The organism is Asaia sp. W19 (assembly GCF_003994335.1).
GTDB lineage: Bacteria > Pseudomonadota > Alphaproteobacteria > Acetobacterales > Acetobacteraceae > Asaia.
The window spans coordinates 1-14,146 of sequence record NZ_PNQZ01000034.1 but is presented as its reverse complement, the minus strand read 5'-3'; the positions used below and the strand labels follow the sequence as shown (position 1 = coordinate 14,146).

Annotated in this window: 9 protein-coding genes; 4 read left to right on the top strand and 5 right to left on the bottom strand. The window is 61.4% G+C overall.

Annotated elements, in window-relative coordinates; all coding sequences use genetic code 11:
* Positions 1 to 165 precede the first annotated feature (165 nt).
* The 3 genes from C0V97_RS07605 to C0V97_RS07595 all read right to left on the bottom strand — a co-directional run bounded on the left by C0V97_RS07605 (position 166) and on the right by C0V97_RS07595 (position 4,624).
* Entirely contained in the window at positions 166 to 1,044 is an 879-nt protein-coding gene (locus C0V97_RS07605) for an SDR family oxidoreductase (RefSeq protein WP_127102035.1), read from the bottom strand.
* A gap of 174 nt (positions 1,045 to 1,218) precedes the next feature.
* Positions 1,219 to 2,835 (bottom strand): NAD(P)/FAD-dependent oxidoreductase, encoded by a 1,617-nt coding sequence (locus tag C0V97_RS07600; protein ID WP_127102034.1) that lies wholly within the window; start codon positions 2,833 to 2,835, stop codon positions 1,219 to 1,221.
* Positions 2,836 to 2,935: 100 nt separating this feature from the next.
* The gene (locus tag C0V97_RS07595) at positions 2,936 to 4,624 is read right to left on the bottom strand and encodes a M20/M25/M40 family metallo-hydrolase (protein WP_199751717.1); all 1,689 of its coding nucleotides are present in this window, start codon (positions 4,622 to 4,624) and stop codon (positions 2,936 to 2,938) included.
* A gap of 643 nt (positions 4,625 to 5,267) precedes the next feature.
* On the opposite strand from C0V97_RS07595, the gene C0V97_RS07590 reads away from it, so the two are divergent.
* From C0V97_RS07590 to C0V97_RS07575, 4 genes are all read left to right on the top strand, one after another.
* Positions 5,268 to 6,416: a cation diffusion facilitator family transporter gene (locus tag C0V97_RS07590; protein WP_127102033.1), complete on the top strand. Its 1,149-nt coding sequence runs from the start codon at positions 5,268 to 5,270 to the stop codon at positions 6,414 to 6,416.
* Complete coding sequence (locus C0V97_RS07585; RefSeq protein WP_127102032.1) at positions 6,410 to 7,309, top strand: cation diffusion facilitator family transporter; 900 nt, start codon at positions 6,410 to 6,412, stop codon at positions 7,307 to 7,309. Before C0V97_RS07590 ends, C0V97_RS07585 begins: the two co-directional genes overlap by 7 nt.
* A 153-nt stretch (positions 7,310 to 7,462) precedes the next feature.
* The gene (locus C0V97_RS07580) at positions 7,463 to 8,941 is read left to right on the top strand and encodes a chloride channel protein (RefSeq protein WP_127102031.1); all 1,479 of its coding nucleotides are present in this window, start codon (positions 7,463 to 7,465) and stop codon (positions 8,939 to 8,941) included.
* 166 nt (positions 8,942 to 9,107) lie between these two features.
* Positions 9,108 to 10,103 (top strand): LLM class flavin-dependent oxidoreductase, encoded by a 996-nt coding sequence (locus C0V97_RS07575; protein WP_127102030.1) that lies wholly within the window; start codon positions 9,108 to 9,110, stop codon positions 10,101 to 10,103.
* A gap of 284 nt (positions 10,104 to 10,387) precedes the next feature.
* Here C0V97_RS07575 and C0V97_RS07570 read toward each other — a convergent pair whose 3' ends face one another.
* Both C0V97_RS07570 and C0V97_RS07565 read right to left on the bottom strand, forming a co-directional pair.
* Entirely contained in the window at positions 10,388 to 12,220 is a 1,833-nt protein-coding gene (locus C0V97_RS07570) for a glycoside hydrolase family 15 protein (RefSeq protein WP_127102029.1), read from the bottom strand.
* Between the two features lie 87 nt (positions 12,221 to 12,307).
* Entirely contained in the window at positions 12,308 to 13,819 is a 1,512-nt protein-coding gene (locus tag C0V97_RS07565; protein ID WP_127102028.1) for a carbohydrate porin, read from the bottom strand.
* Positions 13,820 to 14,146 lie beyond the last annotated feature (327 nt).

Below are 14,146 nucleotides of genomic sequence, written 5' to 3'. Positions count from 1 at the left end.
TCGCGTTTAACGTTAGGTCAACGCAACGATGCGGGGCCGCGTCGAGTTTTCTATCTCGCCTGTCCCATTCCGTGAACAGACGACATGCCATCACGCTCCCAAAAAAAATACCCGATACGCCTCATTACGCATCGGGCATGTTTCGGACTTGAGAGATCCGCAGGGCTAAAGCTGCGGCATGCCGCCATGCACAGGGAGGAGCGCACCTGTTGTGTAGCTGTTATTTGGATCAGCCAGGTAGACATAGGCGCCAGCCAGTTCGGCGGGCTGACCCGGACGGCCCATCGGCGCCTGAGATCCAAAATCCTTGTGCTGCTCGGGTGGCATGCCGGTTGCGATGAACGGGGTCCAGATCGGGCCTGGAAGCACTGCATTCACCCTTATGCCCTTTTCCACGAGACTCCCGGCGAGCCCGACCGTGAAATTGGCGATGGCAGCCTTGGTCATGGAATAGGGAATAAGAATGGGCATTGGCGTACGCGTATTGACCGACGACGTATTGATGATCGATGCGCCCGGCTTGAGATGCGGCAATGCGGCCTTGGTCAGGTAGAACATGGCGTGGACATTGGTATCGAAGTGACGACGCCATTCCTCGTCCTCGATTTCGAGGAAGTTCTCCCGCGGATTCTGGAAGGCTGCGTTATTGACCAGGATATCCAGCCCGCCAAACGCCTCGACCGTCTCACTAACCAGCTTCTCGCACACAGGTTTTTCGCGAATATCGCCCGGCAGAAGCAGACAGCGCGCGCCGGCCTTCTCGACCGAGGCCGCGATATCCTGTGCATCGGTCTGCTCGGCCTCGAGATAAGAGAGCGCGATATCGGCCCCCTCCTTGGCGAACGCCACAGCAACGGCGCGGCCGATGCCGGAATCACCGCCTGTGATCAGGGCAACAAGCCCCTTGAGCCGCGCGCTACCACGGTAGCTTTCGTCGCCATAATCGGGCTGGGGCTTCATCTTGGCGGAAACGCCGGGAAATTCCTGCGGCTGAATGTCGAAGGGCGGGCGCGGATAGCGCGAGCGGGGATCGATGAGCGTCATGATGCTTGTCTCCACGAGAGAGGAACAAGCCTGCAACGGCGCCAGTCGTTGACGGTTTTATGAGGATATTATCCGGATTTTACGAAACTTTTATGAGCGCTCATCAAATAATAACGGTCCCGGAAAGATTTTTTGCTGAGAAATTACGCGGCACTCATCAAGGCACCCCGTGGATCAGCCGATTGATTGGCGCGTATCATGCGCCCCTATGACCCATTCCGCCGCTCTGATCCCGTCGATCCCGGCCGAAAGAATACCGCCCGCATACCCCGCACCCTCACCGGCAGGGAAAAGTCCGATCAATCCGGGGCTCTGTCCCTCGGCGGTACGGGGCAGACGGATGGGGGATGAGGTTCGCGTTTCGACGCCGGTCAGCACGGCGTCGCCCATCGAGAAACCCTTGAGCTTGCGCTCGAAAGCTGGCAGCGCCTCACGAATGGCCTGCACGGCAAAATCCGGCAGACAGAGAGACAGATCGGTAGGGGTAACACCCGGCTTGTAGGAGGGCACGACGTCGCCCAGCGTGGTGGACGGTCGACCGGCTAGGAAATCTTCCACACGCTGCGCAGGCGCCTTGTAGTCACCGCCTCCGGCGACGAAGGCTGCCCGCTCCCAGTGACGCTGGAAGGCAACGCCTGCCAGAACACCATCGGGGTAGTCGCGCTCCGGCGACACATCGACCACGATCCCAGCATTCGCGTTGCGCTCGGCACGCGAGTACTGGCTCATGCCATTGGTCACCACCTGGTTGGGCTCCGAAGTCGCCGCCACAACGGTCCCTCCGGGGCACATGCAGAAGGAGTAGACGGCACGACCATTACTGGCATGATGTACCAGCTTGTAGTCAGCGGCGCCCAGAAGCGGATGCCCTCCCTGATCGCCAAATCGCGCGCAATCGATCAGCGATTGCGGATGCTCGATCCGCACACCGATCGAGAAGGGCTTGGCCTGCATCGGTACGCCCGCTTGGCGCAACATCTCGAAAGTATCGCGCGCGCTATGCCCCACCGCCAGAATAGCGCGGTCAGCTTCGAGCGTCGTACCGTCAGAGAGCACCAGACCCGTGAGTCTCCGGGGGTTTCCTTCGGTTACCAGCCCATCTACCCGCACACCGAAACGATACTCCCCGCCCAGCGCCTCGATCTCGGCACGGATATGTTCGACCATGGAAACAAGGCGGAACGTGCCGATATGAGGCTTTGAGACATAAAGGATCTCTTCAGGCGCCCCGGCCTTGACGAATTCCTCCATCACCTTGCGGCCAAGGTGGCGTGGGTCGCTTACGCCGCTATACAGCTTGCCGTCAGAAAACGTCCCGGCCCCGCCCTCGCCGAACTGGACATTGCTCTCGGGCGTCAACTCGGACCGACGCCACAGGGCAAAGGTATCGATGGTGCGCTCACGCACGATCTTTCCGCGCTCGATCACGATGGGGCGCAGCCCTGCCTGCGCCAGGATCAACGCTGCCATGACCCCGCAAGGCCCGGCACCGATCACAACCGGTCGTAACGCCCCCGGGCTTGCCGTGGGCAACACATACTGCGTGTCAGGGCTGGGCATGATGGAGGGTGTGTTTTCGTGACGGGCGAGCAGAGAAGCTTCGTCGTCAACCACGCAATCGACGCTGTAAACCAGCACGATGCGCCCGCGCTTTCGCGCATCATAGCCGCGACGGGCAATGGTGAAGTCGTGCAAGGCGGAATCGTCGATGCCAAGACGCGTGACGATGGCGGCGCGCAGTGCCGTGTCATCGTGGTCGAGCGGAAGCCTGAGTTCGGTAAGCCGGATCATCCCGGCTGGAAGTCATGCCCAGGGGTTGCTTGTCAAGAAGAATAGCAGCGTGCGCGCGAGCGGACAGGGGGCCGGGACGCGCCCGGCAGTCCCCCAATCCTTACAGAGCCGGGCGCTCGGCCTCGGTACGATCGCGAACCGCCTTGAATTCCGAGCCCTGCTTCCACACGGGCCACATGCGCGAAAAAGCGAGGCTGCGTCCAACTTCATAGAGTGCAGCCGCGTCCTCGGCCGCACCACGCAGATCCCAGCTCGCGCTCCAGGAATCGCATGGCTGGTGGTAACAGACCATATAGCCCTCAAGCCATTTGCGCCCGGCGGGCACGCCGCCCTTCACGAGGTCGGGATAACCCGCCAGATCCATTATCGGCAGAACCGGCACGCCCGCCCGCGCAAAAGGCAGATGATCCGCGCGATAGAAGGCGCCTCGCTCGGGCAGGGCCTCCGGCTGGGTCACACGTCCCTGCGATTTTGCAATCGTGACGAAATCATCCTGCAGACTGTCCTGCCCTGCGCCCACCAGAAAGGCATTGTGCGACATGCCAGCCATCTGCAGCACATCGATGGTGAAATTGGCGACGGTCTTGGGCAGAGAGACGAGCGGGTGCTCGGCATACCAGGTGGAGCCGAGCAGACCGCGCTCCTCCGCCGTCCAGGCAGCAAAGAGGATGGTACGCTCCGGGGCCGGTCCGGATTTGAAGGCACGCGCAATTTCGAGCACCGCCGCAACCCCTGAGGCGTCATCGATCGCCCCGTGGCGGATCATCATATCGCCATGCGGTCCCTTGCTCTTGCCGAACGCATCCCAGTGCGCGCCATAAATGATCGTCTCTTCCGGGTGGGTCGTGCCGGGCAGCTTGGCCAGAACATTGCGGCTCTGCATATGCTGCGTCTCGACCTCAAGCCGCGTTGTCAGCGTCGTCCTGGGGAGAATGACCGGCCTGAAATCGGGACGCCGCGCCTGTTCGCTCAGCTTGTCGAGATCCAGCCCCGCACGGGCAAACAGGTCATGGGCCGCCCTGCCCTCGACCCAGCCCTTGAGAACAAGCGTCTGGTCGGCATTCTTGCGATCAAGATCGAAAGTCTCTCCACCTGGCGCGATCACGGTGCTCCAGGGATAAGACGCGGCCTCCGTATCATGGATGATCAGCGCGCCCACGGCACCGCGTCGAGCCGCTTCCTCATACTTGTAGGTCCAGCGCCCGAAATAGGTCATGCCGCGCCCGCCGAAACGCTCCGCCACGGGCTCACCCGGCTTCGCCCTGAAATCCGGATCATTGATCAGGATGACAGCAATCTTGCCCTTCAGATCCACATCCTTGAAATCGTCCCAGTCGCGGCCGGGGGCATTCACGCCGTAACCGACAAAGACGAGGGGGGCCTCGGTGATCTCGATCCGGGAGGAGGGCACACTCGTGGTCAGATAGATTTCGCTGGCCTGATGGAAATCGATGGATCGATCCGATCCAATACGGAACTGGGCAATGGAGTCCGGCGCGATCTTGGTATGGATCATCGGCACTTCCTGGGTCCAGCCGCCATTCTCGCCAGCAGGTTCCAGCCCGATCGCCTGCAACTGGGCAACGAGGTAGTTCACCGTCTTGATTGCCCCGATCGTCCCGGGCGCCCGCCCCTCGAAGGGATCGGAGGCCAGCGTGCGAATAACCTCCGACATGCGGGCGGGGTTCATGGGCGCATAGGGAAGTGGCTCTGAAGCCAGCGCGGAAGACCCGCAAAGCATGGCGGTCAGCATCATGCCAGTAAGGGAAAAGCGCGCTGATCGCATCATGAAGTCCTTGTTCTTGTCATTGCGGCGACGAAGATTCCGATCCCCCCTCTCCGGGAGTGCGAGATCCGTTCCTGCATTCCCCCCTGAATGCCGCGGCTCAGTGGGGCTCATGCCTGAACTGCCGGAACGACACGCCGCATCAGTCGAGGAGACGCGTACACTCCTGCCGCAAAGCGGAAGTCATGAGCAGTAATCGACAAACACCCGGACATGTCAGAACCAACCAGAAAGCAAGCGGCAGCCGGAAGGGAAAAAATCCCCAGGTCATCCAGCTGTTACAATATCGTCAACATTTGCGCACCCTCGGTGGCGCTCCGCATACCAACCCAGCCGGACTGATAATTCAATAACGAAATTGACGATTTTCATGACAAACCCTTTCCCGCAAGATTAGAGAGCATGTGTTCATGAATAATCATTTCGTTATCAATCAATCTATATTAATGACTGTTTAATATCCTCAAACCATAAGCATAGTTTGATATATTGTGACTTTTTGTATATATTGAGCGGTTCCAGCACCTTAACTACTACATGCTAGACTACGACAGGCGCCGCAGAGCCCCATGCCGCCGAACCTTGGCTTTCAAGCGCCCGATGCCGTATAGGAACGGTCTGACGACGACTCACCGAAGGCGCCCCCATGGCCGAAAACCCATGCGCCCATGATCCCAACAGGGATCACGGCCCCCATGATCACGCCCGCACGGGTGAAACGCATGCCTGCCGTGATCACGCCCATGCCCATACGGCCCATGACCACGCCGAGTCCGGCGATCATGCGCAAGGGGGCGAAGACCATGACCATGACCATGACCATGACCATCACGGCCATGATCATGGCGCGCATGGCCATCACCATGGCCCGGGCCATCATCACGTTCATGCTCCGGCAAGTTATGGATCGGCCTTTCTCATCGGCATGGGGCTGAATATCGCCTATATCGTCGCTGAGACCGTCTGGGGCATTCTGGCGCACTCCCTGTCACTGCTCTCGGATGCCGGACATAATCTTTCCGATGTGCTCGGTCTGGGCGCCGCATGGCTCGCGCACAGCCTTGCGCGACGCGCGCCCTCCGCACGCTTCACTTATGGCCTCAAACGGTCGACCATTCTCTCCGCTCTGGGCAATGCCGTTCTACTCCTGCTCGTCACGGGCGGGATCATCTGGGAGGCCGTGACGCGCCTGGCCAATCCCGGCGAGGTGGCCGGGCGCGTGGTCATGCTTGTGGCCGCAGGCGGCATTCTGGTGAATGGGGGGACGGCGCTCCTCTTCATGCGCGGCGGAAAGGATGACCTCAATCTGCGTGGTGCCTTCCTGCATATGGCCGCTGATGCGCTGATGTCTCTGGCCGTTGTCGTGACGGGCTTCATCATCATGATGACCGGATGGACCATTCTCGACCCCATCGTCAGTCTGATCGTCTGCTTGACGATCATTTTCGGCACCTGGTCGCTGTTGCGGGCATCGCTTGATATGGCACTCGATGGCGTCCCGGAGCAGATCAGCCTCGAGGAGGTATCGGCCGCCTTGCGCGGCCTAGACGGGGTCGAGGATCTTCATCATCTGCATGTCTGGTCCCTGAGCACAACTGAAACCGCCCTGACCGTGCATCTGGTCAGCGAAGCGCCGCTCTCCGCCCATGACGCGCTTCTGCGTGCAGCGGGAAGCATGCTGTCGAAGCGCTTCAGGATCGGTCATGCCACCTTCCAGATCGAGGCGCCTGGTGTGGCTTTCCCCTGCGGTGCGCCCGGCGGGGCCGTTTCCTGCGGAACCGGCGCGTCATGCTGAAACAGCCGGAAAAAACGGCCTTCGGCTGGATGTCTCTGGCGGTCAGCCTTGTTGCGCTCAGTCTCAAATATATTGCCTGGCGCGTGAGCGGCAGCGCCGCGCTGCTTTCTGACGCGCTCGAGACGATCATCAATGTCGCCGCTGCCATCGGTGCGCTCTGGGCGCTGAAAGTCGCGCAACGCCCCGCCGATGACAATCACACCTATGGCCATGACAAGGCCGAGTATCTCTCTGCCGTGACCGAGGCTGTGCTCGTGGTCCTGACGGCAATCGGTATCGCCTGGGTGGCGTGGAAGAGCTGGCTCGCTCCCAATATCGAGATCGCCCCGTGGCGCGGCATCGCGTTCAACGCGCTGGGCGGGGTGGTCAATCTGGTCTGGGGCCTGATCCTGGTGCGTCAGGGTACATTGCGCCGCTCCCCTGCGCTGACCGCCAACGGGCGGCATGTGATCTCCGACGTCTGGACCACGGTCGTTCTGGTTGTCGGGATCGCCTTCATTCCGCTGACCGGCTATGCGCGCCTCGATGCCATTCTCTCCGGGCTCGTGGCGCTCAACGTGCTGCGCGTCGGCTTTGACATGATGAAGCATTCCATCGCCGGCCTCATGGACGAGGCCCCCGATTCCGACACGTTACAGATGATCCGTGCCGTGATTTCCGAACATGCGGAAGGCGCGATCGAGGCGCATGATATCCGGGTGCGCACAGCGGGCAGTGTCAGCTTCATCGAATTCCATCTGGTCGTTCCGGGTGCCATGAGCGTGTCGGCCTCGCATGATATCTGCGATCGCGTGGAACATGCGCTGCGCCGCCATATCGGCCGCGCCATCATCCATATTCACGTAGAGCCCGAGGAAAAAGCAAAACAGACCGGGATACCGGTTCTGGCCTGAGCCGGGGCGGGTGAACCCGACAGGGTCACGCCCGTTACGTTCTCTTCGGAAAAGAGTTTCCTGATCAGTCGTTTCTTGACCAGTTGCCCGGTGTGCTGGCAGGAGCATCCCCCATCGGTCGGTGCCTCCCGATCACCAGACAGGCGAGACTTCATGCGCCCCAGCACCGCATTGCGTCAGAAGAACCGGATCCAGCATCTTCGCCGTTCCGCCCGCCGAACCACCTCGCAATGGCGGCGCACCCTGACCTATTGGCTGGGTGCCGTTCTTGTAGGCGTGGTAGCCGTGGCCTTTGCCGGGACGGCAGACTGGGCCGCGCGCGCGCGCGGACGCCTGCTCCATTGGGACCCCTACGTAATGCTGGTGGTTGTTCCCGCCGGTCTGGCACTCTCCACCTGGCTCACACGCCGGTTCTTCGCCGGGGCTCAGGGAAGCGGCATTCCGCAGACAATTGCCACCCTGCACATCGAGAATTTCTTGATCGTCAATCGCGTGCTGTCGCTGCGTATTGCCTTTGCCAAGATCATCCTCACCTGTTTCGGACTGCTGGTCGGCGCCTCAATCGGCCGCGAAGGACCAACCGTGCAGGTAGGGGCAGCCATCATGCATGGCTTCTCGCGCCTTCTGGGGACATCCAGCGTGGCTGCGCGACGTGGGGCCATTCTGGCTGGTGGTGCCGCGGGGGTCTCGGCCGCATTCAACACACCTCTTGCAGGGATCGTGTTCGCCATCGAGGAGTTATCGCATTCCTTCGAGCAGAAGACCTCGGGCACGATGCTGACCGGCGTCGTGCTCTCGGGTGTCACGGCCATCGCACTCGTGGGAAATTACTCCTATTTCGGTCATACCGATGTGGATGTGCCCATCGGGACGGCCTGGATTGCCGTCCTTACCTGCGGCATTGTTGGCGGTGTCGCAGGCGGCACCTTCTCGGCCCTGCTGATCCGCTTTTCCAAGGGCATACCGGGACGGCTCGGCGCGCTCATCAAGGCGCGGCCCGTTGCCTTCGCCGCCCTGTGCGGTCTGGTTCTGGCAGGGCTCGGGATTGTGTCGCATGGCGCGACCTATGGTACGGGTTACACCCAGGCGCGCGCCATCATCGACGGGTCCGAGCACTACCCGGCCTCGTTCTTCGTACTGAAGTTCATCGCCACCGTCGTGTCCTATTGCTCCGGCATTCCTGGCGGGCTTTTCGCACCCTCCCTTTCCGTCGGTGCGGGGATCGGGGGCTGGATCGAGCAATATCTCCCTCATACGACAGCCGGTGCCGTGGTGCTTCTAGGAACGGTCGCCTATTTCTCGGCAGTGGTACAGGCCCCTCTGACCGCCACCGTCATCGTCATGGAGATGTGCGACAACCAGCAGGTCACCCTGGCGCTCATGGCCACCTCCTTCCTCGCCTTCGGTGTATCGCGCATGATCTGCAAGCAGGCGCTTTATGGCGCTCTGGCCGATCGCTTCATGGAAGCCGCCCATAGCGCGGCCCCAACCCCCATCTACACGCGCAGCAGCGCGAGCCCCGCCATCGAAACGCTGGTGGAAGAGGAGGAGGCTGAGCGCACATCACAGACCACGCCCAGGAATGATGAGGCTCGCGGGGATGAGCCCCCCAAGCCACCCCCTCAAGCCTGATCCCGCCCCGTACCGGCCTCGCCCAGACTGCCATCATGAGGCATAGCGCGCAGAGGAAAGAGGAATGCGCCTTCCGCTGGTCGTCTGGCCCCTTGCAGAAGCAGGCCCGGAGGGGCTTCAGACCAGACCTCTTTGACGACGAGCTACCCCTCCCCATATCGGGAGGATGATACCGCTCTCCGTCCTCGATCTCTCCTTCATCCGTGACGATGGCACCGTCAGGGAAGCCCTGCTGGAGTCGCGCGATCAGGCGCTCCATGCCGAAGCGCTCGGCTATCATCGCTACTGGGTGGCCGAGCATCACGCCATGCCGGGCATCGCCTCCGCCGCGACAAGCGTGGTTATCGGTCATCTGGCCGCTGCCACCCAGCGCATGCGTATCGGCGCCGGGGGCATCATGTTGCCCAACCATGCCCCGCTCGTCATTGCCGAGCAGTTCGGCACGCTCGAAGCCCTCTTCCCCGGTCGTATCGATCTGGGCCTGGGCCGCGCCCCCGGCTCGGACCAGCGCACAATGCGCGCGCTTCGGCGTCACGGCGATCATGCAGAGCGTTTCCCCGATGACGTGCAGGAGCTCATGGCCTACTTCACGCCTTACGGCGCCCCGAACGGGGTTGTGGCCACGCCGGGTGCCGGGGCCGACATTCCCGTCTGGCTGCTCGGTTCGTCGTTGTTCTCTGCCCAGCTCGCTGCGGCTCTCGGTCTTCCCTTTGCCTTCGCATCGCATTTCGCGCCGCAGATGATGGAACAGGCGATCGATCTCTATCGTACAAGTTTCCGGCCATCGGCCCATCTCGCAGCGCCTCATGTCATGCTGGCCATGAACGTGATCGCTGCCGATACGACTGAGGAGGCCGATTATCTGGCAACCTCCCGTCGTCTTTTCGTCGCAGCCCTCCGCCAGGGCCGTCCCGGTCGCGTGCTGCCCCCCATTCTGCCCGAGGACCTTCCCTGGTCCCGCGAGATCAGCCAGCAGCTGGACACGGTGCAGGCGACGAGCCTGATCGGAACCAGAGAACAGGTCGCGGAGGGCATGGCAGCCTTTGCCGCGCGCCATGCTCCTGACGAATTGATGATCAGCGCGCCGATCTATGCGCCCGAGGCACGGCTGCGTGCGCTGACACTGGCACGTGAGGCGTGGCACATGGCAGGGCTGGACTGAGGCCCCGCAACGCCTGTCCGGGCAGGAATCGTTTTATCCTGGCAAAGCTTAGGCACGTCTGCCCAGAAAGAAGGATCGCAGCCGCGACAGCCGATCGCTCGAAGGATGGTTCTTCCCGGACGCCCCCTTCTCGACCGAGGCGTCCGTGGGTCGATTCCCATACTCCTTTGGGTCATTCGGCTCCCTCATGGCCCCGCGGTTCGAGGGGCCCCGCATGACGTCGATGCCCCAGACAAGAGGCCTCCACGTTATAGCCGCCGGGCGGGGTGCCGCCCGGCCGGTTTTCAGGACAGATCGAACGCCTTCATCTTGTTGCCCGCCAATGCGCAAGCCGCATGAATCACGCCCAGATGGCTCAGACCTTGCGGCGTATTCCCCAGATACATGCCTGTCTCGGGGTTGATCATCTCGGCAATCACACCGGTATTACGGGGGAGGCGTTCCAGAAAAGCGGCGTAAAGCTTCTCGGCCTCATCCTGTTCGCCCAGCAGGGAGAGTGCCTCGACCATCCAGCAGGAACAGGCGAGAAAGGCCCCCTCTTCTTCCCTCATCCCGGTGTAGCGGAACAGGAACGGACCATGGCCCAGCTCCTCGCGTATGGCCCTGAGCGTGGATAGCATGCGCTCCTTGCGATCGAGCCCGAAAGGCACGGCCAGAGCAATCGAGGCATCGAGCCCCTCAGACCCTGGATAGAAGAGATAGGCCTTGCGCTTCTCGCACCAGCACTCACTGTCGATCCAGTCCAGAATACGGTCGCGTTCGCGCGCCCAGCGCGGGGCGCGGTCCTTGGACAGATGCCCGCGCTCGGCCATCTGGCAGGCGCGATCCAGCGCCTGCCAGCAACTGATCTTGGACATGGTGTAATGCTGGTCTTCGGTCAGTTCCCATATACCGGCATCTTTCTGACGCCAGTGATCGGCGCAGCGATCGGCCAGATCCGCCAGAAGCTGTGCGGTCTTCTGGTCCAGCAGATTGCCACGCGAGACAAAGAGCGCAGCCGTCTCGAATATATCGCCGTAGATACCGTGCTGGTGCTGCCCGGAGGCGCGGTTGCCGCTGAGCACGGGCTTGATCCCGCGATACCCCTCGACCTCGTCGTAGATGATCTCGTCCTCGACCTTCTGGCCTGAAAGTCCATACATCACAAGAGGACCTTCCTCGCCCAGATGATGCACAAGCCAGGCCAGCGCGGCCTTCACTTCGGCCACGGCACCCAGCCGGAGGAACGCGTTGGCCACATAGGCGGCGTCGCGTATCCAGGCATAGCGATAATCCCAGTTCTTTCCGTCGCGCAGTCGCTCGGGCAGCGAGGTCGTGGCCGCTGCGGCGATGGCGCCGCTCGATGAGTAAAGCAGCAGCTTGAGCGCCAGAGCGCTACGCCGAACCTGCTCCCGATACGGGCCCTCGTAATGCAAGGAATGTGCCCAGCTGCGCCACGCGGCATCGCTGGTCTCGATACGTCCGTCGATCTCCTCCACGGAGGGCACGGCCAGTGGCTCGTTTTCGGTGGCGACGAGCGCCACGAGGGCATGGGTTTTCTCCCCCACGACGATCTCGGCTTCGATCGCCTCGTCCTCCTCGCGCAGGATACGCATGTTGGGCGTATGAACCATATGCGCCAGCACGGAGCCCACGTGGAAGATATTGCCATTCTGGGTGGACTGGATCCAGGGAGCCACTGTGCCGCAGCGCGTGCCGAGGCGAAAGCGCACGATGAACGTCATCCGGCCCGAGATTCCCTCGATACGGCGTGCAAATTCGGTCCAGGGCAGACGTCCGGCAAAGGTGCTGTTCAGTGATTCCGTGAGACGGGCCGTACCGGTCTCGGTTTCGATCAGGGTTTCCAGCACGTTGCTGTCTTCACGGTACCGGCGGGTGGCCTTGAAGGCGCCCACAGGTCGGATCTGAAAGAAACCGCCGGGGCGATGCAGCAACCGGTCGAACATGGGCGGGGAGTCGATATTGGGAACGCAGAGCCAGTCCACGCTGCCATCGGGCGCCAGCAAGGCGACGCAGCGCCCGTCACCAAGAGCGGCATAATCCTCGATGGGCCAGAACCCATCGAGGGGCCCTTGCGGGGAAAGCTCTCTGGCGAGGGCGGGCAATTCATGAGTCATGAATGTCTCTTTCGATCGTGCAGCGCTGCAACCTGTGAGGGCACATGCAACAATCGAAAGCGGTGCCGGGTTTCGCCCGGCAATTTTTCAGAAGATTTCTATATGGCTCTTGAAGCCCAGCATCGCCTGATCCCGAAGCTGCTTTTGTCCACCAGGATTGAAATAATACTGGAAATCGGGCGCGAAGGTGACCCCGCGCAGCACATGAATCTGATAGGTCGCTTCAACCACATAGGCGCTGGTCTGCGGGAAGAGCGACCCGTTGGGCAAGGGCAGACCCTGCGCTGCATAGAGACGCTGCGAGCGCGTCAGATCGTCGGAAACATGGGTCCAGGAAAAATTGACGCCGATTGCATCGAGCGGGCGCGATTTCCAGAAGCCGCGATCAAGCACACCAAGTGAAAGCTGGTCCGCGCGGGTGGAGGTCTGGGCCTTGTTGAAATAGGCGGCCCCGATCAGGGTCACACCGGCATCGGGCGCCTGGCCCGGATGATGATACACCATCTGGTCGACCAGCCCCCAGGCCGCCCAGGCGCCGTGTACATTGCGTGGCTTGAGCCCGCTCAGGGCAAAGGGATTGCCATTGCCGTCGTAATAATTGTCCTTGTGGTCCGCCGTATCGTAGGCGAAGCCCGCCTTGTAATGGCCCGGCAGGGAATGGTCGTGGCCAAAACGCGGCTCCCAGATGAATTCGACCGGCATGGCCTCACCATCGATCGTGGCGCCGTTGAACTTGAAGCCGGTGCGCATCTGGGCATTGCCGTAAATGGCCTGTGTCTGGGTGAAGTAGACACCGAACTGGAAGATCGTGTTATCGGTCGGTCTCAGGCGGAACCGTGCTGCCCAGTTGGCATCGGGATAGGAGGCATGGGCGGTATTGTCGCTCGATGCCTTGGGATTGCCGCAGAACGCGTTGTTCATGAAGTTACAATAGAGCGGATTGGCCGAGAAATCCGAGAGGAAGGACATGCGTCCGGCCGCCACATCGAAACGATCGTTGAACAGTGTTTCCTCGCCATAGGCATAAACCAGATGGACCACCACGTTACCGCCACCGCCATAGATTTCCTGGCTGGGGTTGAGGTTGTCACCGAACATGCGACTGGCGGGGATACCGTAACGCCCGACGATCACGTCATGGGTCGAGAACCCGGTCCAGCCTGCCAGACGCTCCCAGTCGATGTCGTTCTCCATCGAGTACTGGCCAGCATTACTCGCGCCCTGACGCAGTCCAAGGCCTTTCGTCGGGGCATTGAGCATGCCTGACATTTCATTCGTGTTGTCGAGCAGGATGGCGATGCCGCGTTCACGCAGCCAGGCATTGACGCCCAAGGGATTGACGAAAATTGCCTCGGGCTTCGGCAAGGGCGCAACCGTCGTATCCTTGTGAAGCTCGGATAACGACGTCTGGGTCAGGGCAGAGGGCTGCTGGCCTGCATTGATCGCTCCCAGCCCGGCGGGCGCTGGCGCGCCATCAGGCGTCGCTCCGGAGGACGCTACGGATGTCGTCTCCTGGGCATAGGCGCCAGAGACCAGACAAGGCACGGCAAAACAGACGGAAAAGAGGCGCAGGACGGAAGAGGACAATGTCTGGCTCAAGCTCCCTGTGGACGGATGACCGTCTTTTAAGAAAACCGACAGGTTTTTTGGACCCTGAGAGTCGTCATTTTATGCCGGTTTCGTGAGCAGAGCATCATTCAGCGGGAAAAAACACCGTTAAATCTGACATCAAGACATCATGACAAATCATTGCTGATCTCTCTTGCCATCCCTCCAAAGTGAAAAAGCGCTTCCTGCATACCGCGTCATTGATTGAGATTAACGTGTTCCTGAGCTCCCTCTCCCCCGGATAACGATGATCCGATTACGCGCCCGTCAATCGGGAGGAGATATGCGGGGGGGGGGGGGGGGGATCGTGATGCCCTT